General features: G+C 68.0%; 23 protein-coding genes. 16 read left to right on the top strand and 7 right to left on the bottom strand.

Translation table 11 applies throughout. The features are described from left to right. Window positions 1-128: 128 nt before the first annotated feature. From A5696_RS18100 to A5696_RS18060, 9 genes are all read left to right on the top strand, one after another. Window positions 129-959 (top strand): SDR family NAD(P)-dependent oxidoreductase, encoded by an 831-nt coding sequence (locus A5696_RS18100; protein WP_197517011.1) that lies wholly within the window; start codon window positions 129-131, stop codon window positions 957-959. Beyond that, window positions 956-1810, top strand: coding sequence for an alpha/beta fold hydrolase (locus A5696_RS18095; RefSeq protein WP_067881953.1), 855 nt, complete (start codon window positions 956-958; stop codon window positions 1808-1810). The genes A5696_RS18100 and A5696_RS18095 overlap by 4 nt, the downstream gene beginning before the upstream one ends. A 15-nt stretch (window positions 1811-1825) precedes the next feature. Further along, window positions 1826-2209, top strand: coding sequence for a DUF1330 domain-containing protein (locus tag A5696_RS18090; RefSeq protein ID WP_156738468.1), 384 nt, complete (start codon window positions 1826-1828; stop codon window positions 2207-2209). Window positions 2210-2289: 80 nt separating this feature from the next. Then, window positions 2290-4092 carry a long-chain fatty acid--CoA ligase gene (locus tag A5696_RS18085; RefSeq protein ID WP_067881947.1) on the top strand — a complete coding sequence of 601 codons (1803 nt, stop codon included), beginning with the start codon at window positions 2290-2292 and terminating at the stop codon, window positions 4090-4092. Window positions 4093-4168: 76 nt separating this feature from the next. Continuing rightward, on the top strand, window positions 4169-5245 hold the full coding sequence (locus tag A5696_RS18080; protein WP_067881943.1) for an SDR family oxidoreductase: 1077 nt from the start codon (window positions 4169-4171) through the stop codon (window positions 5243-5245). 41 nt (window positions 5246-5286) lie between these two features. Next, window positions 5287-6642, top strand: a complete 1356-nt coding sequence (locus tag A5696_RS18075) for a wax ester/triacylglycerol synthase family O-acyltransferase (protein ID WP_067881940.1) — start codon at window positions 5287-5289, stop codon at window positions 6640-6642. Window positions 6643-6648: 6 nt separating this feature from the next. Further along, entirely contained in the window at window positions 6649-7134 is a 486-nt protein-coding gene (locus tag A5696_RS18070; RefSeq protein ID WP_067881937.1) for an NUDIX domain-containing protein, read from the top strand. 1 nt (window position 7135) lies between these two features. Beyond that, a complete protein-coding gene (locus A5696_RS18065; protein ID WP_067881934.1) occupies window positions 7136-8041 on the top strand; it encodes a haloalkane dehalogenase in 906 nt (301 codons plus the stop codon). Between the two features lie 30 nt (window positions 8042-8071). Next, a complete protein-coding gene (locus tag A5696_RS18060) occupies window positions 8072-9301 on the top strand; it encodes a cytochrome P450 (protein WP_067881931.1) in 1230 nt (409 codons plus the stop codon). Between the two features lie 115 nt (window positions 9302-9416). On the opposite strand, the gene A5696_RS18055 is transcribed toward A5696_RS18060, so the two are convergent. Further along, window positions 9417-9785, bottom strand: coding sequence for a hypothetical protein (locus tag A5696_RS18055; RefSeq protein WP_067881928.1), 369 nt, complete (start codon window positions 9783-9785; stop codon window positions 9417-9419). Window positions 9786-9825: 40 nt separating this feature from the next. Beyond that, window positions 9826-10275 carry a hypothetical protein gene (locus tag A5696_RS18050; RefSeq protein ID WP_231964371.1) on the bottom strand — a complete coding sequence of 150 codons (450 nt, stop codon included), beginning with the start codon at window positions 10273-10275 and terminating at the stop codon, window positions 9826-9828. A gap of 119 nt (window positions 10276-10394) precedes the next feature. Here A5696_RS18050 and A5696_RS18045 point away from each other — a divergent pair, with 119 nt between their 5' ends. Continuing rightward, window positions 10395-10724 carry a hypothetical protein gene (locus A5696_RS18045; protein ID WP_067881925.1) on the top strand — a complete coding sequence of 110 codons (330 nt, stop codon included), beginning with the start codon at window positions 10395-10397 and terminating at the stop codon, window positions 10722-10724. Window positions 10725-10850: 126 nt separating this feature from the next. Continuing rightward, complete coding sequence (locus tag A5696_RS18040; RefSeq protein ID WP_231964370.1) at window positions 10851-11234, top strand: hypothetical protein; 384 nt, start codon at window positions 10851-10853, stop codon at window positions 11232-11234. Window positions 11235-11246: 12 nt separating this feature from the next. On the opposite strand, the gene A5696_RS18035 is transcribed toward A5696_RS18040, so the two are convergent. Then, window positions 11247-12317 carry an ATP-dependent DNA ligase gene (locus tag A5696_RS18035; RefSeq protein WP_067881919.1) on the bottom strand — a complete coding sequence of 357 codons (1071 nt, stop codon included), beginning with the start codon at window positions 12315-12317 and terminating at the stop codon, window positions 11247-11249. A gap of 25 nt (window positions 12318-12342) precedes the next feature. On the opposite strand from A5696_RS18035, the gene ligD reads away from it, so the two are divergent. Continuing rightward, entirely contained in the window at window positions 12343-13383 is a 1041-nt protein-coding gene (gene ligD / locus A5696_RS18030; RefSeq protein WP_156738467.1) for a non-homologous end-joining DNA ligase, read from the top strand. Between the two features lie 125 nt (window positions 13384-13508). Beyond that, complete coding sequence (locus A5696_RS18025) at window positions 13509-14882, top strand: PE family protein (protein ID WP_067881913.1); 1374 nt, start codon at window positions 13509-13511, stop codon at window positions 14880-14882. 82 nt (window positions 14883-14964) lie between these two features. Here A5696_RS18025 and A5696_RS18020 read toward each other — a convergent pair whose 3' ends face one another. Genes A5696_RS18020 through A5696_RS18010 form a run of 3 tightly spaced genes read right to left on the bottom strand, consistent with a single transcriptional unit; the run spans window position 14965 to window position 16915 of the window. Beyond that, window positions 14965-16173 (bottom strand): FAD-dependent oxidoreductase, encoded by a 1209-nt coding sequence (locus A5696_RS18020; RefSeq protein ID WP_082956221.1) that lies wholly within the window; start codon window positions 16171-16173, stop codon window positions 14965-14967. Window positions 16174-16226: 53 nt separating this feature from the next. Beyond that, window positions 16227-16664, bottom strand: coding sequence for a type II toxin-antitoxin system VapC family toxin (locus A5696_RS18015; protein WP_067881906.1), 438 nt, complete (start codon window positions 16662-16664; stop codon window positions 16227-16229). Next, a complete protein-coding gene (locus tag A5696_RS18010) occupies window positions 16661-16915 on the bottom strand; it encodes an antitoxin (RefSeq protein WP_067881903.1) in 255 nt (84 codons plus the stop codon). Before A5696_RS18010 ends, A5696_RS18015 begins: the two co-directional genes overlap by 4 nt. A gap of 147 nt (window positions 16916-17062) precedes the next feature. On the opposite strand from A5696_RS18010, the gene A5696_RS18005 reads away from it, so the two are divergent. Further along, window positions 17063-20386, top strand: coding sequence for a LuxR C-terminal-related transcriptional regulator (locus tag A5696_RS18005; protein WP_067881900.1), 3324 nt, complete (start codon window positions 17063-17065; stop codon window positions 20384-20386). Between the two features lie 21 nt (window positions 20387-20407). Here the strand turns inward: A5696_RS18005 and A5696_RS18000 are convergent, their stop codons facing one another. Then, window positions 20408-21649 carry a cytochrome P450 gene (locus A5696_RS18000; RefSeq protein WP_067881897.1) on the bottom strand — a complete coding sequence of 414 codons (1242 nt, stop codon included), beginning with the start codon at window positions 21647-21649 and terminating at the stop codon, window positions 20408-20410. Window positions 21650-21898: 249 nt separating this feature from the next. Here A5696_RS18000 and A5696_RS17995 point away from each other — a divergent pair, with 249 nt between their 5' ends. Further along, complete coding sequence (locus tag A5696_RS17995) at window positions 21899-25225, top strand: LuxR C-terminal-related transcriptional regulator (RefSeq protein ID WP_082956220.1); 3327 nt, start codon at window positions 21899-21901, stop codon at window positions 25223-25225. A gap of 103 nt (window positions 25226-25328) precedes the next feature. After that, window positions 25329-26405 carry an ABC transporter ATP-binding protein gene (locus tag A5696_RS17990; protein ID WP_067882018.1) on the top strand — a complete coding sequence of 359 codons (1077 nt, stop codon included), beginning with the start codon at window positions 25329-25331 and terminating at the stop codon, window positions 26403-26405. Window positions 26406-26541: the final 136 nt, after the last annotated feature.

The following is a 26541-nucleotide window of genomic DNA, read 5'->3' as shown; positions in this document are numbered from 1 at the left end:
TGTCAAGGGCCGGTGGTCGTGTCTTGAAGTGTCAAAAGGCTGTCGCGAAGTGTCAAGACGGCGACCGCATCGGCGCGGGATCGTGGAGTCGTCGTGAAGAGCGGCGATTGTGGATGAGGAGAACGGACATGGCTTTCCGTGTCGCCATCACCGGCGGAGCCCGCGGCATCGGCCGCGCCACCGCCGAGGCCTGCCTGCGCGCAGGCATGCCAGTGGTCATCGGTGACATCGACGGCGCCCTGGTGGCAGCGGTCGCCGACGAGTTGGGCGCGGGGGCCAGTGGCTTGCCACTCGACGTGCGCGACCCGCAGAGCTTCGAAGCGTTCCTCGATGAGGCGGAACAACGCGTCGGCCCCCTCGAGGCGCTCATCAACAACGCCGGCATCGCGCCGATCGGCCCGTTCATCGACGAAGACCCCCACGACACCCAACGGCTGGTGGAGATCAATCTCGGCGGCGTGCTCACCGGAACCCGGCTGGCACTTCGGCGTTTCGTCCCCCGGCGGCACGGCCACATCGTGAACCTGGCCTCGTCGGCCGGGCAGATCGCGACCGCCGGCGGGGCGACCTACGCGGCCACGAAGCACGCCGTCGTCGGGTTTACCCGGGCGATTCGGGCAGAGACCCGCGGTACGGGCGTGCGCACCACCGTCGTCATGCCCGGCCTGATCCGCACCGACATGATCAGTGGCTTCGGAAAGGCAAGGGGCACAAGGGTAGTCGGCCCCGAAGCGGTCGCCGACGCGATCATCGACGCCCTCCGCACGGGACGCGAGGAGGTGTTCGTCCCGCGGGAGATCGGGCCGATCGCGCGGCTGGTGGCAGGAACACCGCCGGCCATCGCCGATCGGATCAAGCGGGCGCTGCGGGCGGACAGCATCATGGCCGAGGCCGACATGGACACCCGCGACACATACCGGCGGCGCATGGACGCCGAGGTGAAGGAGACGGGGCGGTGACCGGATTCGAGGTACGAACGGTCGACGTCGACGGTGTCCGCTCACCGGTGCTGATCGGCGGCACCGGGCCGGACGACGAGGCCGTCGTCTTTGTGCACGGCAACCCCGACGCCGGCAGCGACTGGGAACCGCTGATGAAACCCGTGGCGGAGTTCGCCCGGGTCGTCGCACCCGACCTGCCCGGGTTCGGCGGCGCGGACAAAAGGGACGATCAGGACTACACGCTGGCCGGCTATGCCGCACACCTGGGCGGGCTCATCGACCGGCTCGGCATCGCACGGGTGCACCTGGTCGCCCACGACTTCGGCGGACCGATCGCGCTGACCTGGGCCGCGACCCATCCGGGAAACGTCGCCAGCGTCACCTCGATCAACACCGGGGTGCTGCTCGACTACAAGTGGCACCGGTTGGCGCACGTATGGCGCACTCCGGTGGCCGGGGAACTGTTCATGCGGACGGCCACCCGCCGCCTGGTGCGCTTGGTGATCGGGCATGACAACCCGGGGCTGCCCCCGGAATGGGCGGACCGGATCACCGAACACCTGCTTCCGCGCGGGACGAAGCGCGCCGTGCTGAGGCTCTACCGCTCCACCCGGCAAAAAGACCTGGACGGGCTCGTCGAACCGCTGCGGAAACGCGATCCGGACACGCTGGTGGTGTTCGGCGCCGCGGACGTCTATATCCCCGTCGAGCAGGCCGAACGCCAGCTCCGCGTGTTCCCGCGCGCGCAGGTGGAGATCTTGCCCGGCGTCGGTCACTGGTCCTGGCTCGAACAGCCCGACCGCGTTGCCGGGTTCGTCGTCCCGTTCCTGCGTGAGCGGGTCGGCTTGAATGTTCAGAAATCCAACTAAAACAAGGAGATTCACGTGAGCACAGTCATGGCGCCCACCGCAGAGCAGTTCTCGGCGCTCACCGCCCGGCCGGCCGACGCGCCGGTTTTGATGGTCAACCTGCTGAAGTTCAAGGCCGAAGGCGGCCTGGAGTCCTACCAGCGGTACGGGCGGGAGGTCGCGCCGCATCTCGAACGCGTCGGCGCCACCGTCCGCTATGCCGGCACCGCGCCGGCGTTCGTCATCGGTGATGGCGAAAGGCCTTGGTGGGACGCGATCCTCATCGTCGAATACCCGACGCCCCAGGCCTTCATCGACATGGTGACGACCCCGGAGTACGCCGAGGTGCACGAGCACCGGGCCGCCGGATTGGACCGCGGCGACCTGATCGCCACCTCGGAGTGGTCGCTGGCGGTGTGAGCGGCCGCCAATAGGCCCTTGATGCTGGGACTTTTGACCACTAGGAAGCCCACGGTCAAGGCGGTTAGCGTCTTTAGTTCATGCGTGAATTCAGCGTTCCGGCAAGCTTCACCGTCGACGACCACGACAGCGTCGTCAGCAGTGTGTACTCGCACGAACGGGACGACCCCGATCAGGTGATCTTTCGGCGCCTCGTCGGCGACGTGTGGACCGATGTGACCTGCGCCGAGGCCGCCCAGCAGATCCGCGCGACCGCGCTCGGCCTGATCGCCGAGGGCGTGCAGGCCGGCGATCGGGTGGCGATCCTGTCGGCCACCCGCTACGAGTGGGTGATCCTCGACTACGCGATCCTGTCGGTGGGAGCGGTCACGGTGCCGATCTACGACACGTCGTCGGCCGAACAGGTGCGCTGGGTGCTGGAGGACTCCGGAGCGGTGCTGGTGATCGCCGAGACCGATGGGCACGCCCGGCTCGTCAAGGAACTCAGCGACGAACTGCCGAGCCTGCGCAAGATCCTGTACCTGGAGTCGGGCGGGGCCGCGGCACTCGACGAGCTCGCCGAGGCCGGCAAGGCGGTGGAAAGCGGCCAACTCGACGAGCGCCTGGCGGGGTTGCGGGCCGCCGACCCGGCAACACTGATCTACACGTCGGGCACGACGGGGCGCCCCAAGGGTTGCCGGCTGACGCACTCCAACCTCCTGTACGAAACTCGCGGCGCGGCGACCTGCTTCCCGACGTTGTTGCGCAAGGGTGAACGGCTGCTGATTTTCCTCCCGCTCGCCCACGTGCTGGCGCGCTCGCTGTCGATGTCGGCGTTCGCCAACAAGGTCACCATCGGCTACACGAGCGACATCAAGAACCTGCTCCCGACGCTGGCCGTCTTCAGGCCCACGGTGGTCGTCTCGGTGCCCAGGGTCTTCGAAAAGGTCTACAACGCAGCCGAATTGAAGGCCCGCGACGGGGGCAGGGGCCTGATTTTCGATGTGGCCGCCCGCACGGCGATCGAGTGGAGCACGGCGCAGGACTCCGGCGGCCCCGACTGGCGGCTGCGGGCCAGGCACGCGCTGTTCGATCGGCTGGTGTACGGCAAGCTGCGCGCCGCGCTCGGCGGCGATTGCCATGCCGCGGTCTCCGGCGGGGCCCCGTTGGGCAAGCGGCTGTGCCACTTCTACCGGGGCGCCGGGCTGACGATCTACGAGGGCTATGGCCTCACCGAGACCAGCGCCGCGATCACCGTGAACCAGATCGGTGAGGAGCGGCTCGGAACGGTGGGAAAGTTGTTGCCGGGCAACAGCATGGCGATCGCCAACGACGGCGAGGTTCTGGTGCGCGGCGGGGTGGTGTTCGACGGCTATTGGCACAACGAGAGCGCGACAGCAGAGGCGATCGTCAACGGGTGGTTCCACACCGGTGACCTCGGGTCCGTCGACGACGACGGGTTCTTGTCGATCATCGGGCGCAAGAAGGAGATCATCGTGACGGCGGGCGGCAAGAACGTGGCCCCGGCCGTGCTGGAAGACCAATTGCGGGCCCACCCGCTGATCAGCCAGGCGATGGTGGTCGGTGACGACAGGCCGTTCATCGGCGCCCTCATCGCGATCGACCCCGAAGGCTTCGACGTGTGGAAGCAGCACCACGGCAAGGACGGCACCGCGTCCGTCGCGGACCTGATCGACGACCCCGATCTGGTCGGCGAGATCGATCAGGCGGTGAAGCAGGCCAACCAGACTGTGTCGCACGCGGAATCGATCCGCAAGTTCCGCATCCTGCCGGTGGACTTCACGGTGCTCACCGGCGAGTTGACCCCCACGCTCAAGGTCAAGCGCAACGTCGTGGCGGAGCGGTTCGCCAAGGAGATCGACGCGATCTACAGCAAGCGGTGACGCCGGGGCCGCTCGCAAGAGCGCGCCGAGTCACCGCCGAGGACCAAGCCGGAGTTCATCCTAGAGAGGTGCAGCGATGACCGTATTGATGACCGGATTCCCGGGCTTTCTCGGCAGCGCGTTGCTGCCGGGGATCCTGAAACGCGTTGACAGCTCCGCGATCTGTTTGGTGCAGCCCAAATTCGCCGCGCTCGCCGATCGCCGGGTGGCCGAACTGGGCGCGGCACATCCGTTCCTGGAGGGCCGGATCCAGGTGGCCGAGGGCGACATCACCCAGCCCGGGCTGGGCCTCGCCGCGGACACCCTCGTCGGGGTCACCGAGGCATGGCACCTCGCCGCCGCCTACGACCTGGCCGTCGCCCGGGACGTGGCGATGCGGGTCAACGTCGACGGCACCCGCAACGTGCTGGACGCGCTGGAGCGCTGCCCCTTGCTGACGCGCCTGCACTACTTCAGCACGTGTTATGTCAGCGGTCGCTACCCCGGTTCGTTCACCGAGGACGACCTCGAGGTCGGCGCGCCGTTCAACAACTACTACGAGGAGACCAAGAACCAGGCCGAGGCGGAGGTCCGCCGGCACATGTCCGCGGGCATGCCCGCCACGATCTATCGCCCCTCGATCGTGGTCGGGGACAGCCGCACCGGCGAGACGCAGAAGTTCGACGGGCCCTACTTCGTGATGCAGTGGCTGATGCGACAGCCCCGGCGCGCGATCCTGCCGGTGGCCGGCGACCCGACCGCGACGCGGGTGAACGTCGTCCCGCGCGACTTCGTCGTCGATGCGGTCGGATATCTCAGTGGCCTTCCCGCTTCCGAGGGCCGGACCTATCAAGTGGCGGATCCGCACCCGCTCACCGTCGACGAGATGGCGGTGACCCTCGCCGAGGCAACCGGCCGGGAACTCATCAAGGTCCCCCTGCCGCGCGGGCTGGCCAAGGCGTCCCTGGCTCACGTTCCGGGCCTCTACCGCCTGATGCGGATCCCTCCCGAAGCGGTGGACTACTTCGCGCACCCCACCACCTATGCGACCGACCATTGCCGTGCCGACCTCGCCGGCAGCGGCATCCAGGCACCCCCGTTCCCCGACTACGTCGATCGGCTGGTGGAGTACATGCGCGGCCATCCCGAAGTCGGGTCGGCGGCGATGTTCTAAGAGAGCTTCGCGTGCCACCCGCTTCGCGGTCTAATTGGTGGATGGAACTGATGATGCCCACCGACGCGGTCTTCCTGCTGGGGGAATCGCGCGAACACCCCATGCACGTCGGCGGGCTGCAGTTGTACGAGCCACCGCCGGACGCCGGTCCGGACTTCGTGCGGGAATTCACCGACGCCCTGGTTGCCAGCGACGAATTCCAGCCGACGTTCCGTAAGCACCCCGCCACGGTTCTGGGTGGCATAGCCCCGCTGGCGTGGGCCTACGACGACGAGGTCGACGTCGACTACCACGTTCGGCGCTCGGCGCTGGCGTCACCGGGCCGGGTCCGCGAACTGCTGGAGCTGACCTCCAGGCTGCACACCAGCCTCCTCGACCGCCACCGGCCACTGTGGGAGCTGTATGTGGTGGAGGGGCTGAAGGACGGCCGGTTCGCCATGTACTGCAAAATGCATCACGCGCTCATCGACGGCGTTTCCGCGCAGAAGCTGGTGCAGCGCTCGTTGTCGGCCGACCCCGACGACCGCGAGATTCGCGCGCTGTGGAGCCTGCCCCGCCGCAAGCACAAGTCCAGCCCCACCTCCCGCTTGGGTTCGTTACTCAAGACGGCGGGATCCGTTGCGGCGCTTGGCCCTTCGACGGTGTCGCTGGCCCGCGCCGCGCTGCTCGAACAGCAGCTGACGCTGCCCTTCGGCGCACCGCGCACCATGTTGAACGTCAAGATCGGGGGCGCCCGCCGGTGCGCGGCCCAGTCGTGGTCGGTGGACCGCGTCAAAGCCGTCAAGCGGGCCGCCGGGGTGACCCTCAACGACGTCGTCCTGGCGATGTGCTCGGGCGCGCTGCGCTACTACCTGCTCGAGCAGAACGCGCTGCCGGACACGCCCCTGATCGCGATGGTCCCGGTGAGCCTGCGCAGGGAGGACGAGGCCGACGCCGGCGGCAACCTCGTCGGCGCGATCCTGTGCAACCTGGCCACCGACGCCGAGGATCCGGCGGAGCGACTGCAGATCGTCAGCGAGTCGATGCGCAGCAACAAGAAGGTGTTTTCCGAGTTGCCGCGGGTCCAGGCATTGGCGCTCTCGGCGATGAACATGAGTGCGCTGGCCCTGGCCGCGGTTCCGGGTTGGGTGAATTCCACGTCGCCGCCCTTCAACCTCGTCATCTCCAACGTGCCCGGCCCGCAGGAGCAGCTGTATTGCGGGGGCGCGCGGCTCGACGGCAATTACCCGCTGTCGGCCATCCTGGACGGGCAGGCGCTGAACATCACCCTTATCAGCAATGCCGGCAATCTCGACTTCGGTCTGGTCGGCTGCCGCCGCAGCGTTCCGCACCTGCAGCGCCTGCTCGCGCATCTGGAGTCGTCGCTCAAGGATCTCGAAGTGGCCGTCGGTGTCTGAAAGCTGATGCCCAAGCTCAGCGCGGGTGTGTTGGTGTATCGGACCGTCAACGGGGTCGTCGAAGTCCTGATCGCCCATCCGGGTGGCCCGTTCTGGGCCCGCAAAGACGATGGCGCCTGGTCGATCCCGAAGGGCGAGTACACCGACGGCGAGGACCCCTGGGCGGTCGCGCGGCGCGAGTTCCACGAGGAGCTCGGGCTGCCGCTGCCGTGCGGGCCGCGCATCGAGTTCGGCGCCCTGAAACAACCGAGCGGCAAGGTGATCACCGCCTTCGCCGTCGAGGCCGACGTCGACGTCACCGACGCGCACAGCAACACCTTCGAAATGGAGTGGCCGAAGGGATCGGGCCGGATGCGCGAATTCCCCGAAATCGACCGGGTGGGCTGGTTTACCGTGGCGCGGGCGCGCGCGAAGCTGCTCAAGGGTCAGCGCCCATTTCTCGATCGACTGCTGGCACATCCCGCACTGGCCGGACTGAGCGAAGGGACTTGACATGGAAACGCTGCGCACCCCCGACGAGCGATTCGACGACGTGCCCGACTTCCCTTATGCGCCAAGGTATTGCGAGATAGCGGACGGCGAGGGCGGCACGCTGCGGGTCGCCTGGGTGGAGGACGGGCCACAGGACGCCGAACCGGTCCTCATGCTGCACGGCGAGCCGTCCTGGTCGTTCCTGTACCGCAAGATGATTCCGATACTGGTTGCCGCCGGGCACCGCGTCATCTGTCCCGATCTGGTCGGGTTCGGCCGGTCCGACAAGCCGACCCGCCGCGAAGACCACAGCTACGCGCGCCATGTCGAATGGATGCGCGCCGTCGCCTTCGATGTCCTCGACCTGCGTGATGTCACCGTGGTGGGCCAGGACTGGGGCGGGCTGATCGGTTTGCGCCTGGCGGCCGAGCATCCCGAACGGTTCGCGCGGCTGGTCGTCGCCAACACCGGCCTGCCGAACGGCGAGCAGCCGATGGCCGACGTCTGGTGGCGATTCCGCGAGGCCATCACGACCGCGCCGAAGCTGGACATCGGCTGGTTCGTGCAGGGCGGGTGTCGCCAGCAGCTCAGCGACGAGGTGCGCGCCGGTTACGACGCGCCGTTCCCCGACGACGCGTACTGCGCGGGGCCGCGCGCCATGCCCGGCCTGGTGCCGACCTCACCGGATGACCCCGCCGCGGCGGCCAACAAGGCGGCGTGGGCCAAGCTGGCCGTCAGCCCGACGCCCATGCTGGTCGCGTTCAGCGACCGCGATCCCATCACCGGGCCGATGGCCGCGATCTTCCAGCGCGAGATGCGTGGCGCGCAGGGTATCGATCACCCGACGATCCGCGGCGCCGGGCATTTCCTGCAGGAGGATGCCGGCGAGGAATTGGCCAGCCGCATCGCGGAGTTCTTGCGCCGCTGAGCCGGCCGTCGGGGCGGGCAGAATGTGAGCATGACGACCGCCGCCCAGGCCGAATCGCAGGGGCTGCTGCTGCAGCTGCTCGACCCGGCCAACCGGGCCGATCCGTATCTGCTCCTGGCACAGTTTCGCGACCGCGGACCGCTGCAGCTGCCGCGGTCCAACCTCGCCGTGTTCTCGGCTTACCGGGACTGCGACGAGGTGTTGCGGCATCCGTCGTCGAGCAGCAGCAACATGAACTCGACGGTCGCGAAGCGGCAGCTCGAGGCGGGGTTGGTGCAGCCCCGGCCGTTCCCGCCGGGGTTCTTGTTCCTGGATCCACCCGATCACACGCGGCTGCGCAAGCTGGTCGCCAAGGCGTTCTCGCCGAAGGTGGTCAGCGCGCTGGAGCCCGGAATCATCGCGCTGGTGGACGGACTGCTTGATCGGATCGCCGAGAAGGGCGAGTTCGATGTCGTCGAGGATTTCGCCTACCCGCTGCCCGTGGCGGTGATCTGCCGGTTGCTCGGTGTGCCGCTGGACGACGAGCCGCAATTCAGCCAGGCGTCGGCGGTGCTGGCGCAGGCGCTGGACCCGTTCTCGACGATCACCGGCGTCCCCCCGGACGTGGTGAATGAGCGGATGCAGGCGGTGCGGGGGCTACGCGGCTATCTCCACGATTTGATCGAGCGGCGCCGGTCGCGGCCGGGCGACGACCTGTTGTCGGGCCTGGTCGCGGTGGAGGAGTCCGGCGATCAGCTGACCGAGGACGAAATCGTCTCCACCTGCAATCTGCTGTTGATCGCCGGACACGAGACAACGGTAAACCTGATCGGTAATGCGATCTTGGCCATGCTGCGCAGCCCCGAGCACTGGGCTGCGTTGGGCGCCGACCCGGGTCGCGCCCCGGCGATCGTGGAGGAGACGCTGCGTTATGACCCGCCCGTGCAACTGGCCGGTCGAGTTGCCGCCGCGGACATGACGATCGGAGACGTCGACGTGCCGACGGGCGACATCATGATGGTCCTGCTCGCCGCGGCCCAGCGTGATCCCGCAGAATTCGACCGGCCCGACAGCTTCGATCCGGACCGGGGGACCCTGCGGCACTTGGGGTTTGGCCGCGGCATCCACTATTGCCTCGGCGCGCCGCTGGCCCGCCTGGAGGCCGCAGCTGCCCTGTCGGCGGTGACGGCACGCTTCCCCGACGCGCGTCTGACCGGCGAGCCGCGCTATAAGGCGAACGTCACGCTGCGCGGGTTGTCGGAGCTGATGGTCTCCGTTTAGTGGGCGCAGCCGGGCGCGCCCGGCCCACCCCGCGACCGTGCGTGTCTGCACGGCGACACGCCGGGATTCGCGTGCAACTGCGCACTCTCGCGGACGGCGCGCCCCGCCGCAAGGCCTAGCCGCGCTCCCACGGCGCGCTCTCGTCCATCTTCTTGTAGTACTTCGCCAGGTGGCTTTTGACGCGGCCGACGTCGGACTTCGGCAGATCGATGCCGCCGCGAGCGCCGTCCATGATCGCGCCGGCAATCATGATTCCCCGCGGCACCGCCTTGAGTTCGCCGCCGATGACGTCGGCGAACAACAGCTTGTAGGCGGTGAAGTTGTCCTTCTTGCCGCTGTCGTACCAGATGTGGGCGTCGCGGTATTTCTGATTTGGTTTGTCCTGTGCGCCAGCCCATTTGCGGACGCGTTTCTCGGCCGAATCACCGTCCCACTTGCGGTCGCGGTCGGCCAGCGGCAGGTCTTTGAACGGTGTTACTGACATCTTCTTCGCGTGCCCGCTTCACCCGAGGGATAAACGCCGTCTAGCCTTCGGCATCGTTACCGTCCCCGGTGTCGCCGGCCGGGCTGGCCGCGGTCAGCGCAATCGAAATCGGGACGGGCGTGGCCATTTCGATCTTTCCCTGCGGGTCGTAATAGGCGCCGATGGTGTACTCGCCTTCAGCTTCGACGGGGAAGGTGAGGATTTCAGTGAAGCAGCGGTACTTGGAGGGTCGGTCGCCATCGTCCGGCCAGTGCCACGACGCCTGGAGGCTGCCGCGCGGCACCCCGGCGGGGTCTTTGCACACGACGTGGAGCTCGGCGTCGTAGTCGCCGCCGGCGCGCGCGTGCACCACCAGGACGACCGGAACCCCTGCCGTCAAAGGCATTTGCTCGACGCGAAACCACGTGGTGGGTATGCCCGTGGCGCGGATTGCGCCGTTCTCGTCGAGTTCGGCGGTGCCGGCGACGAACAGCGCGGCGATATTCAGCATCACGACAGCTTAATGGGGTGGGGAAGCCGATTCGGCCATTTCAATTCGGCGCGGCATTCGCAAGAATTTCGCAAGTGGGCGGCTGTACTTTACGGCGCACAGCGGCGAGAGGAATCCCCATGGACGGCACCCGCACCCTGAAATCGATCCTTGCCGGCGTGCTGCTTTCGGGTGGGCTGGCGGCGGGAGGGCTTGCGCTGGGTGCGGGCGCCGCCCACGCCGACGGCCCGCATCGGTGGTGCCCGGGGGATCCCAAAAACATGCCCTACGTGGTCAACGGCCTGATCGACTGGGATTGGAGCGTGTGCCACACCTGGTACCCGGCCAACTACGGGATGGGCAACGTGACCAGCCAGGGCCGGCCCATGTCCATTTGGGACGGAGAGAATCCTCCGCCGGAAGCGATCACGCCGCGAGGGTGCCCGCCAATCGCGTTCATGTGTCCGTAGCAGCTTCGCCGCCGCCCGGCGCGGGTTGGGACCGGTAGCGATGCGGGCGATGTCGAATGGCGCAATAACGCGGCCCGCGAGGGCCCAGAGCACCGGGAAAGGGCAATCATGAACAACGTTCGTTCCGTGGCACGACGAATCGCGCGCGCTGCAACCACCGCACTGGTGGCCGGCGGCATGGGTGTGGCCGGCTTGGGCCTGACCGTCGGTAGCGCCGGGGCCAATCCCGGTGGCGCGTGGCCGGGCTGCCCGAACGACCACCCGCAGGGACCCTGCCACTGGTGCCCGGGCGACCCCCCGGTGCAGACCGGCAACCTTCGCGTCGACCCGGTGCGGTGGGACCCGAATGTCTGCCACACGTACTGGTACGTGTACCCGGGGCAGGGCAACGTCGCCAACATGATTTTCGAGGGCGACAGCCCGCCGCCGCCGCCCCCGCCGGCGCCACCCGGCCTGATCAACAGGGACAACTGCCAGCAGATCCTCGGGATCTTCTGCCCCCACGCGTGATCGGGCGGAGCCCTAGTTGGGCCCGAGGCCGGGCACGATGTCGCCGAGGCTGAAGGTGACCGGCTGTTCGAGTTGCGCGTAGGTGCACGAACGCGGGTCACGGTCGGGGCGCCATCGGCTGAACTGCGCGGTGTGGCGGAACCGCGGGCCTTCCATATGGTCGTAGCGGACCTCGACCACCCGCTCGGGGCGTAGCGGTGTAAACGAGAGATCCTTGCCGGCGTTCCAGCGCGAGAATTCGTTCTTGCGCGGCGTCCGTTCGCCGGCCTCGTGCGCGGCCCAGTTCCACGGGTGGCGCTCGAAACTGGTTACCAGGGGCTGCAATTCGGCGAACAGCCGCCGCCGTTCCGCCATCGGCAGGGCGCCGATCACGCCGACCGACGCGAGCTGGCCGTCGTCGGTGTAGAGCCCGAGCAGCAGCGAGCCGATCGCGTCGCCGCCCGATTTGTGCACCCGGTAGCCGGCGACGACGCAGTCGGCCGTCCGCTCGTGCTTGACCTTGAACATGACGCGCTTGTCGGGCTGGTAGGTGAGGGTCAGCGGCTTGGCGATCACGCCGTCGAGTCCGGCGCCCTCGAACTCCTCGAACCACCGTTGCGCGGTGTCCAGGTCGGTGGTCGCGGGCGTGACGTGGATCGAGGGCCCGGAGCGTTCCAGGGCGTCGACGAGGGCCGCCCGCCGTTCGCTGAACGGGCGCCGCGTGTAGTCGTCGTCGCCCAGCGCCAGCAGGTCGAACGCGATGAAGGAGGCCGGCGTCTTCTCGGCCAGCATCCGCACCCGCGAATCGGCCGGGTGGATCCGCTGCTGCAGCGCCTCGAAGTCCAGGCCGTGGTCGGTCGCGACCACGATCTCGCCGTCGACGACGCAGCGCTGCGGCAGCTCGGCCCGCGCCGCCGCGACCAGTTCGGGGAAATAACGGGTCATCGGGCGCTCGTTGCGGCTGCCGAGCTCGACGTCGTCGCCGTCGCGGAAGCAGATGGACCTGAACCCGTCCCACTTGGGCTCGTACGACGCGTCCGGCGGGAACGTCCGGACCGGTTTGGCGAGCATCGGGGACACCGGCGGCATGACGGGCAAGTCCATTGGTTCATTGTGCTGGAATCGACATGTGGCGGTTGCAGCGGAGGAAATCGACGTCGACGGCATCTCCGTGCGGGTGACCAACCCGGACAAGGTGTACTTCCCCGCGCTGGGGTCGCAGGGCACCAAGCGCCGCCTGGTCGAGTATTACCTGGCCGTCGCTCCCGGGCCGATGCTGACCGCCTTGCGTGACCGGCCCACCCATCTACAGCGGTTCCCGGACGGCATCGACGGCGAGGAGATCTACCAGAAGCGGGTCCCGCAGCACCATCCCGACTACCTGGAGACGTGCCGGGTGACCTTCCCGTCGGGGCGCACCGCCGACGCGCTGAAGGTGACCCACCCATCGGCGATCGTGTGGGCGGCGCAGATGGGCACGGTCACGCTGCATCCGTGGCAGGTGCGGTGTCCGGACACCGATCATCCCGACGAGTTGCGCATCGACCTGGATCCGCAGCCGGGCACCGGTTTTGAGCACGCGCGCTCGGTCGCGGTCGACGTGTTGCGGCCGCTGCTCGACGAACTCGGTTTGGTCGGGTACCCGAAGACCTCCGGGGGCCGCGGGGTGCACGTGTTTCTGCGCATCGCAACGGACTGGGGCTTCGTCGAGGTGCGTCGGGCGGGCATCGCGCTGGCCCGCGAAATCGAGCGGCGCGCGCCGGACGCGGTGACGACGTCGTGGTGGAAAGAAGAACGGGGCGAGCGGATCTTCATCGACTTCAACCAGAACGCCCGCGACCGCACCATGGCATCGCCGTATTCGGTGCGGCGCACGCCGATAGCGACCGTGTCCACGCCGTTGACGTGGGACGAGCTGGCGGGCGCCGACCCCGACGACTACACGATGGCGACCGTGCCCGACCTGTTGAAGAGCCGGGACGACCCGTGGGCCGGGATGGACGACATGGCCCAGTCGATCGCTCCGCTGCTGGAGATGGCCGAGGCCGACGCAGAGCGGGGACTTGGCGATATGCCCTATCCGCCGAACTACCCGAAGATGCCGGGCGAGCCCAAACGCGTGCAGCCGTCGCGGAATACCGATCTAACCAGGAAAAACAAATCGAACTGACGCGTGCAAACCCGGATTCGGTTGTCCCCACCGCGATATGATTCGAATCTGCGTGTGACCTGATGCTGGGCCGGGCGATTCCGGGTCGCCGTGACGCACGGGTTATGACGCGTGGGAGGTGTCCCATGTCGTTTGTGATCGCGACGCCGGAACTGGTGGCGGTGGCGGCAAAAGATCTGGCGAATATCGGTTCGACACTCAACGCGGTCGAGTCAGCCGCGGCGCTCCCGACGACGGGGATTCTGGCCGCGGCCGAGGATGAGGTGTCGGCGGCCATCGCGGCGGCGTTCTCCGCCCACGGCCAGGGCTTTGCGGCACTCGGCGCGCAGGCGGCGGCGTTTCATGACGAGTTTGTGCAGGCGTTGACCACCGTTGCGGAATCTTATGCTGGTGCGGAGGCCGCCAATGCTGCGGCGTTTATGGCTAATCCGGCGCAGACGATAGCGCAGGATCTGCTCGGCTTCGTGAATCTGCCCTTCCTGACATTGTTCGGGCGCCCGCTGGTCGGCAATGGCGCCAATGCGGCTCCGGGGACCGGGGCCAATGGCGGTGCCGGCGGCATATTGTACGGCGACGGCGGGGCCGGCGGGTCCGGCGCGTTCGGTCAGAACGGCGGTAACGGCGGGGGTGCCGGGCTGATCGGCAACGGTGGCCCCGGCGGAGCCGGCGCAGGAGGAGCGGTGTCCGGCACCGCCGGGGGCAACGGCGGGGCAGGCGGCCTGCTGTTCGGCCACGGCGGTGTAGGAGGAACTGGCGGGAACCAAGGGGCGGGCAATGGCGGGATCGGCGGCACCGGCGGGGCTGCCGGGCTGTTCGGCATCGGCGGTGCCGGCGGCACCGGCGGGATCACACAGCTCGTCAACGGCCATGGCGGGATGGGTGGCGCTGGTGGCACCGGTGGTGTGTTCGGCACCGGCGGCATCGGGGGCACCGGCGGGTTCGCCCTTGCCGGCACCGGCGGGGCCGGCGGCATTGGCGGCAACGGTGGCCTCCTCTTGGGCTCCGGCGGCGGCGGGGGCGCCGGGGGCACCGGGTCCGCCGTCGTCACGTCGGTGGGCAACGGGGGCAGCGGCGGCAACGGCGGCAACGGCGGCCTCCTCTTCGGTTCCGGTGGCACGGGAGGGACGGGCGGCGTCGGCGGCGGCAGCCCCCTTACGCCCGGCGGCGGCCTTGGTGGCGCCGGTGGGTTCGGCGGGGCGGGCGGCATGCTGACCGGCTCCGGTGGCGCCGGCGGCATCGGCGGGGTCGGCCTCGGCGCCGGGGGCAATGGCGGGGGCGGCGGTAACGGCGGCCTCCTCTACGGCTCCGGCGGTGGCGGCGGCACCGGCGGCAATTCCTTGAATGCCGGCGGTACCGGCGGCACGGGCGGCAGCGCCTTCCTGATCGGAGACGGCGGTAACGGGGGCGACGGCGGGTCCGGCACGACGACAGGCGCCGGGGGCCAGGGCGGCACCGGCGGGTTGCTGTTCGGCCTGAACGGGATGAACGGGTTGGCGTAGCCGGACGGCAGTGCTGTCGAATTGCCTTATGCCGGTGACGATCTCGTCGTTTATCTTGCTTTCGGCGTCGGGAACAGCTCTGCTAGCCGGTGTGCACGTCGGGAGTGCGCACGTGCTCGGGGCGAAGGCCCCGACCGAACAAAATCGGCGGGATGAATTGCAGGGGGCCGCGACCGACGACCGCCGGGATGCGGATCGGGGACAGGTCACCGTTCAGATTTGGCGCGATCGCCCGATCCTGAGCGAGCACTTGAACAGCCTGGATGACCCGGGCGGGCAACTCTCGCCGGCGCTGCACTTTGGCGAGGTCTGCGTCGCTGAGACGGCCTTCGCGCAGGGGGGCGCACAGGATGTTGGCCGCTGCCACCGCATCGGCAACGGCGAGGTTGATGCCGACGCCTCCGATCGGTGACATCGCATGGGCCGCATCGCCGATGCACAGCACGCCGGTGCGCCACCACGTCTTCAGCCGGTCCACCCGCACGTCGAGCAGACTTGTTTCGTCCCAGGATTTCAGGTCGTTGACGTGTTCGCGCAGCTGCGGTCGGGCGGTCACCAGGCGTTCCTTGAACGCCTCCAGCGATCCGTCGCGAGGATTCGAGCCCTTCGGCATCAAATAGGCGATCTGCCAATAGTCGCTCCGGTAGATCATCGCCATGATGAGGCCTTTCCGGATCACCCCGTAGAGCTCTTGCGGATCACCCGGGCGCCAGTTCAGCCGAAACCACAACACGTCCATCGGGGAGTGCGCCGCCGCGATCTGCAGGCCGGCCGCGGCCCGCACCGCGGATTTGCGCCCGTCGGCACCGACCACCAGGTCGGCGCGTACCTCCAGTTCGGGCGTGCGCACGCCGATCACTCGATCGCCGTCGACGATCAAATCCTTGACCTCGGCGTTACGGACCAACGTGAATTCCGGGTATGCAGAGGCCTTTTCAGCGAGGAAGTCGAGGAAGTCCCACTGCGGCATCAACGCGATATAGGGCTGCGGGAAGCCGAGCCGCTTGAGCACGCCGAAGGTGCCCAAGGTGCGAATGGAGCCGTCGGTGTCAAAAGCGATTCTGTTTACCTTGGTGTGCGGTAGGCGCAGGAGCTCGTCGACAATGCCGAGCTCGTCCATGATCCGCAGGGTGCTCGGGTGCACGGTGTCGCCGCGGAAGTCACGCAGGAAGTCGTTGTGCTTCTCCAAGACAACAACCCTGATCCCGGCGCGGGCAAGCAACAGGGCATGAACGAGACCGGCGGGACCGCCTCCGGCAACACAAACCTGGGCCTGGAGAACTTGTGCCACGGCCCGACAGTACTACGGGGATCGGGCGGGCCCCACCGGATCAAACGCCTTCATCAGGTCAACAACGACTCCGGTGTTTCCCACCGGACGCCATCGAATCGTCCGAAATCGCTGTCGTGACTGACTATTCGTGCGCGGTGCTCGATCGCCAAAGCGGCCAGGTGGGCGTCGCTGACGAGATTTCCTCCCGCGCCGACGTGGGATAGCAGCCCGGATAGCACGTCGCTGTGGCGCGGGGTGGGCGTCACGATCACGGCGCCTGGTGCGTTGCACCAGTCGAGCACTTGGGTCATTGCCGCGTCGGCTGTCAGGGGCGTAGGGAACAGCCCGTGCCGAGTCGTCAATCGCACGAATGCGAGCAGCGCCACCCAGGCGAGGCCGACGGTGTCGCCGCCGGACAGCGGGCCGTCGAGCCAGCGCCGTGAAGCCTCGTGGTGGTCCGCGGCGGTGTTGACGGCGTACAGCAGGACGTTGGCATCGACGATCCTCATGCGCCGCGGCGCTGTCGCCGGATCAGTTCTTCGTCCTCGAGTTCGCCGGCGATCTGCAGGGCCCGGTCCAGGTTCACCGACGGCACACCCAGATCAGCGGTGCGCGTTTCGAAAATCGCGGGAGCCGGTCGCCGTTGCGCACCCTGGCGGATGGCGTCGTTGAGCGCCTGCTTGAACGAGATTTGGCGTTCTTGCATCAGGCGTCTGATGACGACGAGCGTGTCGTCATCCAGTGTCACCGTGGTCCGCATGGTGCAGCATAGCGTCGCAATTGCTGATGCCATGCTGTCAAACGGGGGACCGCAGTGCGCCGCTCGGCTTTGAGTTGGGCGGAATCCCGCGCCGAAAACCCAGGGCTCTACGCATTTGCGCTGATGTTTTGCTCGTCCGGGGACCGCATGCTGGCTAGCATGAGCGAGATTGATCCGCGCGCGGACCTACCGGGGGTGGATTGGAGCGATCTTGGCGTGAGCGGGCTTTTGCCGACCGGCACGGTGACGCTGCTGCTGGCTGACGTCGAGGGTTCGACGCGGCTCTGGGAGACCCAGCCCGAGCAGATGACCGCGGCGTTCGCGCGACTTGATCAGGTTTTGTCGGAACTGGTGGCCGCGCATGCTGGGGTGCGGCCGGTCGAGCAGGGCGAGGGCGACAGCTTTGTGGTGGCGTTCTCCCGGGCCAGCGATGCGGTGGCGTGCGCGCTGGAGTTGCAGCGGGCGCCGCTGGCCCCGGTGAGTTTGCGGATCGGCGTACACACCGGTGAGGTGCAGCTGCGCGACGAGGCCAACTACATCGGCCCGACAATCAATCGCACTGCGCGGCTTCGCGATCTGGCCCATGGCGGCCAGACGGTGCTGTCGGGGGTGACCGAGGCACTGGTTGTCGACACGCTGCCGGCTGATGTGTGGCTGAGCGATCTGGGCACCCATGAGCTGCGCGGCGTCCCCCGCCCTGAACGAGTGGCGCAGTTGTGCCATCCCGACCTGCGCAACGAGTTCCCACCATTGCGGACATCGGAAGGCCTTGCAGCGCAAAACCTTCCACCGCAGTTCACCCGTTTTGTGGGCCGCGGTGCGGAGCTGAGCGAGGTGCGCGGACTGCTGGCGCAGAACCGCCTGGTCACCCTGACCGGGGCCGGCGGCGCCGGCAAGACGCGCCTTGGGGCGGAGGTCGCCAACCAAGTCACTGGTGAGTACGACGATGGTGTCTGGTATGTAGACCTGGCGCCGCTCACCGATCCCGGGCTTGTGGTTCTCGCGGTAGCCCGCGCACTGGGTCTGCCGGACCAGCCGGGCCGCTCCACCATGGATAGCGTGCTGCGGTTTGTCCGCGACCGACGCATCCTGTTGCTGCTCGACAACTGTGAGCACCTGCTCGACGCAAGCCAGGATGTAGTCGTTGAGCTGCTCGCCGGCTGCCCGCGGCTGACCATTTTGGCCACCAGCCGCGAACCGCTCGGCGTCGCCGGCGAACTGATCTGGCGGGTGCCGTCGCTATCACTGGCAGATGAGGCCGTCGAGTTGTTCGCCGACCACGCCCGGAAAGCCAGGCCCGACTTCAGTATCACCGACGACAACACCGCGCTGATCACTCAGATTTGCGCCCGCCTCGACGGCATGCCTCTGGCGATCGAGTTGGCCGCCGCACGGGTGCGTGCGTTGTCGTTGTCTCAGATACTCGACAGCCTGCATGACCGCTTCCGGCTACTGACCGGGGGTGCGCGTACCGCGGTGCGCCGCCAGCAGACACTGCGCGCCTCGGTGGACTGGTCGCACGCCCTGCTCAGCGAACCCGAACGGATCCTGTTTCGCCGGCTGGCCGCGTTCCTGGGCGGATTCGACTTGGACGCAGCGCAAGCCGTGGGGGCCGACACCGAGGTGGAGCGTTATCAGACCGTGGACCAACTTGGCCTGCTGGTCGACAAATCACTTGTGGTCGCCGAAGAATTGGGTGGCGATATGCGCTACCGGCTGCTGGAGACTGTGCGTCAATACGCCGCCGAGAAACTCGGTGAGTCCGGGGAGGCGGACGCCGTACGATCGCGTCACCGGGATCACTTCAAGGCGCTCGCCGCGGCGCTCGACGCCCCGGGGGGCAACGGTTACGAGCGGTGCCTCGAGCAGGCCGAGACCGAGATTGACAACCTCCGCGCCGCGTTCGCCTCGAGCCTCGAGAACTCCGGCACCGAGGCTGCGCTGGAGCTGGCGTCGTCGCTGCAGCCGCTGTGGCAAGCGCGCGGGCGCGTCCGCGAAGGAGCCGCGTGGTTTGACGCCGCCTTCGCCGATATCGACGCGCACGACGGCGACGTCGCGCCAGCCGTGTACGCGCGGGCGCTCGCCGACAAGGCCGTGCTCGCCACATTGATGGGCGCCGCTGAAGGCCTCGAGCAGGCTCAGCGAGCCCTATTGATCGCGCGCGAGGTCGATGACCCGGCCTTGCTAGTCCGGGCGCTGACCGCCTGCGGCCCAATCGCCGCGGTCAGCGCCGAGCCGGCGGGGCCGTATTTCACCGAGGCCATCGGCCTGGCCCGAAAATTGGGCGACCCCTGGGGGTTGAGCCAGATCCTCGCTTGGCAGGCGCGCGCGGCAACCACGGCCGGTGACCCGTTCGCGATGCGCGTAGCCGGCGAGGAAGGACGCGATCTTGCCGACGCGATCGGCGACCGGTTCGCGTCGCGGCAGTGCCGATGGTGCCTCGCAGTGGCAAAGGACCTCGAGGGCGATCTGGCCGGAGCCGCCACTCAGTTCCGCGCGGTGACCGCCGAGGCCGAGGCGGCTCACGACCTTACCTTTCTGGCATACGGCCTTGCCGGCCAGAGCGTGGCGCTGGCCAGCCAGGGTGACGTGCGTGCGGCCAGGGTGGCTGCCGATGCGGCCGTCGAGGCCGCCTCTGAAGTGGGCGGAATGGCTGCGGGTCTCGGCTCACTGGCGTTGGCTTCGGCAGCCCTGGCCGCTGGCGATGTTGCGACGGCACAACACGCTAGCGAGAGCGCCTGGCGGCACTGGAGTGTCTTGCCCGCGCAGGCTGCATGGCCACTCGTGTTCAGTGCGCAGGCCGCGCTGGCGGGCGGGGATCTGCTCGCGGCCCAGCGTGCCGCCGACCAAGCAGTCGCGACAACGACCGGCTGGTGGCTGATGTTTGCGCTGGCCACACGCGCTCGCGTGGCGATCACGCAAGGTGAGCTGGAGAAGGCCCGGCATGATGCTCAGGACGCGCTCGCACGCGCCGCCGCCATGCGGGCGGGTTCAGGTCTTGCCGACATCCTCGAGTGCCTCGCCGCGCTGGCGGGGCAGGCCGGCAGTCATCGCGAGGCCGCCCGGTTGTTCGGTGCCGCACAAGGCGTCCGGCAACGCACCGGCGAAGTCCGATTCAAAATCTGGGACGCCGGTTACGAGAACGCGATAGCGGACCTCCGAAAATCGATGAGCAACAATGACTTCGAGTCCGCGTGGGCCGAAGGCGCCGCGCTGTCCGCCGAGGAGGCGATCGCCTACGCGCAGCGCGGCCGCGGCGAACGCAAACGACCTTCGAGCGGGTGGGCATCGCTGACCCCGGCCGAGCGCGACGTCGTGCGGTTGGTCACCGACGGGCTCGGCAATAACGACATCGCCACTCGGCTTTTCGTCTCACCGCGGACGGTTCAGTCCCACCTCACCCACGTGTACGCCAAACTCGGCCTTTCCTCCCGCATGCAGCTTGCGCAGGAGGCCGCCCGCCACGCATGACCGGCGCCGGCGCCCCAATCGTCAATGCGCGCTGTCGAATTCGAGCGGCACGCTGATCGGGCCGATGATTCCGGTCATTGCCTTCCACTGCGCGGGTTCGGTGCGGTGCGGGTTGGGCATGCGCTGAGTGATGATACGCAGGGCCTCGGTGAGTTCGAGCCGCGCGAGGTGTGCGCCCAGGCAGTAATGCGTTCCGCCGCCGAAGGTGAGCATGGGTGGCGGATCGGTGCGGGTGATGTCGAGGCGATCCGGCTCGTCGTATACGGCCGGATCCCGGTTGGCCGAAGCCGTGTTCGCCAGCACGAGGGTGCCTGCCGGGATCATCACCCCGGCCAGTTCGATGTCTTCGGCCGCCTTGCGCGCGACGGCGAAAACGATTGGACAGTAACGCATCAGCTCATTAACGGCGTTCCCGGTCAGCTCGGGGTTCTGGGCCAGCAGTGCCCACTGGTCCGGATGGTCGGCCAGGACTTGCACCGTGGCCGCGAGCTGGTTGCGGGTGGTGTCGGTGCCGGCACTCAGCAGCCCCCCGGCCAACCTGACCAGTTCTTCGTGGGTGAGGCGGTCGCCGTCGTCTTCGGCGCGGATCAGGTCCGAGATCAGATCGTCCGTCAACGTGTTGCGCCGGAGGTTGATCATTTCCTCGATGTAGGCGTCGAGCTCCTCCAATGCTGCGAGGATCGCCGGCCCGTCCTGGGCGACGTTCCAGTCGAACACCTTTTTGATCTGGTCGGCCCAGGCGGAAAACTTCGGCCAATCCTCGCGTGCAGCGCCCAGCAGGGCGCAGATGACCGGAGTCGGATAGGGGCGGGCGATGTCGCTGACCACGTCGCAGCGTCCGAGCGGAGTGAGCGGGTCGATGAGCTCTGTGATGATCTCGACGGCCAGAGCGCGCAGCCGTTCGGCGCCGCGCGGCGCGAAAGCCTTCGAGACCAGCCGGCGCAACCGGTGGTGCGCCTCGCCGTCGAGGCTCAGGAGGCTGGCGGCGGCGCGCTCCCACAGCGGGCCGGAAGTGACGCCCTGCAGATCGAGTCCCAGGCCGCGGGCGCTGACGAAGCGCGGGTCGCGCAGCACTGCGTGCACCAGCCTGTAGCTCAATACCTCGGGCGCGTGCGGTCCGATCGCGATCGGCGCCCGCTCTCGGACCGCGGCGACGATGCGGTGCGCCTCCTCGAAGTCGGTGAGGTGGTCGTAGGCGATGCTGGGCAGGCCCGCGTCGAAGACGGTCGGGCACGTGCAGGTGGATGCCGTGTCGGTGGTCATAGTCGCCTCCGTGCGTTGGTGTGGAAACGACTATTCGCTGAACGCGGGCCCAGACCATCGGCCGCAATGCGTAGATCCGTGCTGACGGGTCGGATGTCCGGACTCGGTTGGCAGTGGACGAGTGGTCGCTCGCCACCACCCTGCGGCAGCAGTCGGCGGACCGTTTGAACCGGCTGACGTCGCAAGATCCGCATTCAGTCGGCGATAATCTCCGCGTTTCCGCTGATGTTTCTTATCTGTGTTGGCCGCATGCTGGCTAGCATGAGCGAGGTTGATCCGCGCGTGCACCTACCGGGGGTGGACTGGAGCGATCTTGGCGTGAGCGGGCTTTTGCCGACCGGCACGGTGACGCTGCTGCTGGCTGACGTCGAGGGCTCGACGCGGCTTTGGGAGACCCAGCCCGAGCAGATGACCACGGCGTTCGAGCGGCTGGACGAGGTCTTGTCGGAACTGGTGGCCGCGCATGGTGGGGTGCGGCCGGTCGAGCAGGGTGAGGGCGACAGCTTTGTGGTGGCGTTCTCCCGGGCCAGTGCCGCGGTGGCCTGCGCGCTGGGTTTGCAGCGGGCACCGTTGGCGCCGATCGGCTTGCGCATCGGCGTGCATACCGGCGAAGTACAGTTGCGCGACGAGGCCAACTACATCGGGCCCACCATCAATCGGACGGCGCGGCTGCGCGATCTGGCCCACGGCGGCCAGACGGTGCTGTCGGGCGTGACCGAGTCGTTGGTCGTCGACACGCTGCCCCCTGATGCGTGGCTGACCGATCTGGGCACCCACGAGCTGCGCGGCATTCCCCGCCCGGAGCGGGTGGTGCAGCTGTGCCATCCCGATCTCCGCAACGAGTTCCCGCCCTTGCGGACGCCGAAAGGCATTGCGGGGCACAATCTTCCGCCGCAGTTCAGCAGCTTCGTCGGCCGCGTGCCACAGCTGGCCGAGGTGCGAAAGCTGTCGGCGCAGAATCGGATCGTGACCTTAACCGGCGCGGGCGGCGTGGGCAAGACGCGCCTGGCGGTGGAAATCGCGAGCCAACTGGCGCCCGAATACGCCGAGGGTGTCTGGTATGTGGACTTGGCGCCGATCACCGATCTCGCCGCGGTGCCCGTCGCGGCGGCACGGGCACTGGGTTTGCCCGACCAGCCCGGCCGCTCCACGATGGACACGCTGCTGCGGTTTGTTAGTGCCCGCCACATGTTGATGGTGCTGGACAACTGCGAGCACCTGCTCGATGCGTGCGCCGAATTGGTCGTCGCGCTGCTGGGTGGGGCGCCGCGGTTGACCTTGCTAGCCACGAGTCGGGAGCCGATCGGAGTGGTTGGCGAAGCGACGTGGCGGGTGCCGTCACTGTCGCTGGCTGACGAGGCGGTCGAGTTGTTCACTGATCGCGCACGTTTGGCGCAGACGGGCTTCACCCTCACCGAGGACAACTCTGCCGTGGTGGGCGAGATCTGCCAGCGCCTCGACGGAATACCTCTGGCGATCGAATTGGCCGCGGCGCGGGTGCGGGCGCTGTCGCTGGCCGAGATAGTCGGCAGTCTGCATGACCGATTCCGGTTGCTGACCGGGGGTGCGCGCACCGCGGTGCGCCGCCAGCAGACGTTGCGCGCCTCGGTGGATTGGTCGCACACCCTGTTGACCGAACCGGAGCGGGTGCTGTTTCGCCGGCTAGCGGCGTTTGTCGGTGGCTTCGATCTGGCGGCTGCCCAGGCGGTCGGCGGCCACGACGAGGTGGAGCGCTTCCAGGTGATCGACCTCCTCACGCTGCTGGTCGACAAGTCCCTCGTGGTAGCCGAACAAGCCTGTGGCGCAACGCGATACCGCCTGCTGGAAACAGTCCGCCAATTTGCCCAGGAAAAGCTCAGCGAGTCGGTCGACGCCAATGCCGTCCGAACGCGTCACCGCGATCACTACACGGCGATGGCCGCTCTGCTCGATGCGCCGGCCGACAACGACTACGGACGGCGTCTTGCGCAGGCCGAAACCGAGATCGACAACCTGCGCGCCGCGTTCGCTTGGAGCCGGGAAACTTCCGACGTGGAGCGAGCGTTGGCGCTGGCGTCCTCGCTGCAGCCGCTGTGGCTCGCGCGGGGACGCATCCGGGAAGGGCTGGCCTGGTTTGACGCCACGCTCGCCGATCTGGAGGAACCGCACCCCGGGTTGGGGGCCGCTGTGCGCGCTCGGGCGGTCGCCGATCGGGCCATGCTCGGGGCTCATCTAGGCGTCGACTGCCTGGAGCAAGCCGAGCATGCGGTGGCGATCGCGCGAGGCCTCGATGATCCGGCCCTGCTGGCCCGGACATTGACCGCTTGCGGATTCACCGCCAGCCTCGTCTATCACGTCGAGGTGGCCCAAACCTGTGCCGCGGAGGCGATCGGTCTGGCAGGTGCAGTCGACGATCGATGGCTTCTCAGCCAGATCTATGCCCTGCGGGCGCGGTACGCCCACGTCGTCGACCCGCTACGGATGCGCGCAGCTTGCGAGGAGGGGCGCGACCTCGCCGACGCGATCGGCGACAGATTCAGCTCGCGTATGTGTCGGTTTTACCTTGCGGCGGCGCGGCACCTCAGCGGTGACTTAGCCGGGGCCGCCGCACTGTGCGGTGAGGTGGCAGCTGAGGCCGAGGCGGATCACGACGAGCTCGGTAGGGTGTACGGCCTGGCCGGCCAGAGCATGGCACTAACACGCCAGGGGGAGGTGGCTGCGGCCCGCGCGGTGGGCGCGGCGATCCTCAAGGTCGGCGCTGAGGTCGGCGGCCGGTTCGCGGCAGTAGGACATATGGCGTTGGGGACCGCCGCCCTGGCCGCGGGGGATGGAGCGGCGGCGCACGAGGCGCGCGAGGCCAGCCTGCGACACAGAATTCTGGTGAGTGGCGGCGCGGAGCGGGCGCAGCGCATCTGGAATGCCGAGGCGGCGCTAGCGGATAAGGATCTCGCAGCCGCCCGGTTTTGGGCCGAGGAGGCCGTGTCGACGACGGCCGGCATCTGGTCAACGTCGGCGCTGACCACGCGCGCCCGGGTGGCGATCGCACAGGGCGAGTTCGAACTGGCAGAACGCAGCGCCCACGACGCGCTCAAATGCGCCGCCGACATGCAGGCGCGCTCAGGCGTTGCCGACACTCTCGAGTGCCTTGGCGCCCTAGCCGGGGGCGCCGGTAGTCATCGGGAAGCCGCCCGGCTCTTTGGCGCCGCACACGCCATCCGGCAACGGATCGGCGAGGTCCGCTTCAAGGTCTATGACGCCGCGTGCGAAGCCGCAGTGGCCGCCCTGCGAGAAGCCATGGGCGACAGTGAGTTTGACGCGGCGTGGGCCGAGGGCGCGGCGTTGTCCACCGAAGAGGCGATCGCCTTCGCGCAGCGTGGCCGCGGCGCACGCAAACGCCCCAGCAGCGGCTGGGCGTCGCTCACCCCCGCGGAGCGCGACGTCGTGCGACTTGTCGGCGAGGGGCTGGGCAACAACGACATCGCCACCAGGCTGTTCGTCTCGCCCCGCACCGTCCAATCGCATCTCACCCACGTCTACGCCAAACTGGGCCTCGCGTCTCGCGTGCAGCTGGCCCAGGAGGCGGCCCGCCAGGCCTGATTCCACGAATTCTCGGCTCAGACGGTTGCGCCGCGACCAAACGGCTATCCCGGTCCTACGGCCGGTGAATGCGGTGGCCGGCAAAACCGTGGGGAGCATGCACATGGGCATCGGAATTTCGGTCGCTGGCCTCAGCAAGTCTTTCGGGCCTTCCCGGGTGTGGGAAGACGTCACGATGGACATCCCTCCGGGTGAGGTCAGCGGGCTGATAGGGCCGTCCGGAACCGGCAAGTCGGTGTTTTTGAAGTCCCTGATCGGACTGTTGCAACCGGAACGCGGCTCGATCGTCATCGACGGCCAGGACATCATCAAGAGCACCGCCAAGGAGCTTTACGACATCCGCAGGCTGTTCGGCGTGATGTTCCAGGACGGCGCGCTGTTCGGCTCGATGAACCTGTACGACAACACCGCGTTCCCTTTGCGCGAGCACACCAAGAAGAAGGAGAGCGAGATCCATGACATCGTCATGGAGAAGCTCGAGTTGGTGGGCCTTGGCGGCGACGAGCACAAGATGCCCGGTGAGATCTCCGGGGGCATGAAGAAGCGCGCCGGCCTGGCCCGCTCGTTGGTGCTCGACCCGGAGATCATCCTGTGCGACGAGCCCGACTCCGGTCTGGACCCCGTCCGTACGGCCTACCTGTGCCAGCTCCTCATCGACATCAATGCGCAGACCGACGCGACCATCCTGATCGTGACGCACAACATCAACGTCGCCCGTACCGTGCCGGACAACATCGGCATGCTGTTCCGCCGCAGACTGGTGATGTTCGGCCCGCGTGAAGTGTTGTTGACCAGCGATGAGCCGGTTGTCGGGCAGTTCCTCAACGGGCGCCGCATCGGCCCGATCGGCATGTCGGAGGAAAAGGACGAGGCGACGATCGCCGAGGAGCAGGCCATGCTCGACGCCGGTCAGCACGCCGGCGGCGTCGAGGACATCGAGGGAGTGCCGCCGCAAGTCGTCGCCACGCCGGGGATGCCGGAGCGTAAGGCGGTGGAGCGCCGCAGGGCCCGGGTGCGCGAGATGCTGCACACGCTGCCTCCCAAGGCGCAAAAGGCCATTCAAGACGACCTGGAGGGCAGCGATGGTAAACACTTCGGCAGTTCTCCGCGCCACTGGGGAGACCGTGGCTACGACGACGAGAGCGACACGGCATCGCTCCCCGTCTCACGGCAACGCTGAGTAAGCGCGGAGAAAACCCGCGCATCTTTGTGCCGAGTTTGCGCGTTTCCGCTGATGTTTTATGGCTGATGCGGGCACACGCTGATTAACATGAGCGAGATTGATCCACGCGCGGATCTACCGGGGGTGGACTGGA

Origin of the sequence: Mycobacterium sp. E2699 (genome assembly GCF_001666745.1) — a bacterium.
Lineage (GTDB): Bacteria > Actinomycetota > Actinomycetes > Mycobacteriales > Mycobacteriaceae > Mycobacterium.
The sequence above is the reverse complement of the archived record's forward strand: the minus strand, read 5'-3'. Positions and strand labels throughout refer to the sequence as shown.

What these genes read in the sequence shown, in the direction of transcription:
- A5696_RS18085 (WP_067881947.1), top strand. Translation starts at nt 2,290, where the DNA reads ATGCGTGAATTCAGCGTTCCGGCAAGCTTCACCGTCGACGACCACGAC.
- A5696_RS18045 (WP_067881925.1), top strand. Translation starts at nt 10,395, where the DNA reads ATGGACGGCACCCGCACCCTGAAATCGATCCTTGCCGGCGTGCTGCTT.
- A5696_RS17995 (WP_082956220.1), top strand. Translation starts at nt 21,899, where the DNA reads ATGCTGGCTAGCATGAGCGAGGTTGATCCGCGCGTGCACCTACCGGGG.
- A5696_RS18075 (WP_067881940.1), top strand. Translation starts at nt 5,287, where the DNA reads ATGGAACTGATGATGCCCACCGACGCGGTCTTCCTGCTGGGGGAATCG.
- A5696_RS18005 (WP_067881900.1), top strand. Translation starts at nt 17,063, where the DNA reads ATGCTGGCTAGCATGAGCGAGATTGATCCGCGCGCGGACCTACCGGGG.
- A5696_RS18060 (WP_067881931.1), top strand. Translation starts at nt 8,072, where the DNA reads ATGACGACCGCCGCCCAGGCCGAATCGCAGGGGCTGCTGCTGCAGCTG.
- A5696_RS17990 (WP_067882018.1), top strand. Translation starts at nt 25,329, where the DNA reads ATGGGCATCGGAATTTCGGTCGCTGGCCTCAGCAAGTCTTTCGGGCCT.
- A5696_RS18100 (WP_197517011.1), top strand. Translation starts at nt 129, where the DNA reads ATGGCTTTCCGTGTCGCCATCACCGGCGGAGCCCGCGGCATCGGCCGC.
- A5696_RS18080 (WP_067881943.1), top strand. Translation starts at nt 4,169, where the DNA reads ATGACCGTATTGATGACCGGATTCCCGGGCTTTCTCGGCAGCGCGTTG.
- A5696_RS18055 (WP_067881928.1), bottom strand. Translation starts at nt 9,785, where the DNA reads ATGTCAGTAACACCGTTCAAAGACCTGCCGCTGGCCGACCGCGACCGC.
- A5696_RS18010 (WP_067881903.1), bottom strand. Translation starts at nt 16,915, where the DNA reads ATGCGGACCACGGTGACACTGGATGACGACACGCTCGTCGTCATCAGA.
- A5696_RS18015 (WP_067881906.1), bottom strand. Translation starts at nt 16,664, where the DNA reads ATGAGGATCGTCGATGCCAACGTCCTGCTGTACGCCGTCAACACCGCC.
- A5696_RS18065 (WP_067881934.1), top strand. Translation starts at nt 7,136, where the DNA reads ATGGAAACGCTGCGCACCCCCGACGAGCGATTCGACGACGTGCCCGAC.
- A5696_RS18025 (WP_067881913.1), top strand. Translation starts at nt 13,509, where the DNA reads ATGTCGTTTGTGATCGCGACGCCGGAACTGGTGGCGGTGGCGGCAAAA.
- A5696_RS18050 (WP_231964371.1), bottom strand. Translation starts at nt 10,275, where the DNA reads ATGCTGAATATCGCCGCGCTGTTCGTCGCCGGCACCGCCGAACTCGAC.
- A5696_RS18035 (WP_067881919.1), bottom strand. Translation starts at nt 12,317, where the DNA reads ATGGACTTGCCCGTCATGCCGCCGGTGTCCCCGATGCTCGCCAAACCG.
- A5696_RS18070 (WP_067881937.1), top strand. Translation starts at nt 6,649, where the DNA reads ATGCCCAAGCTCAGCGCGGGTGTGTTGGTGTATCGGACCGTCAACGGG.
- A5696_RS18000 (WP_067881897.1), bottom strand. Translation starts at nt 21,649, where the DNA reads ATGACCACCGACACGGCATCCACCTGCACGTGCCCGACCGTCTTCGAC.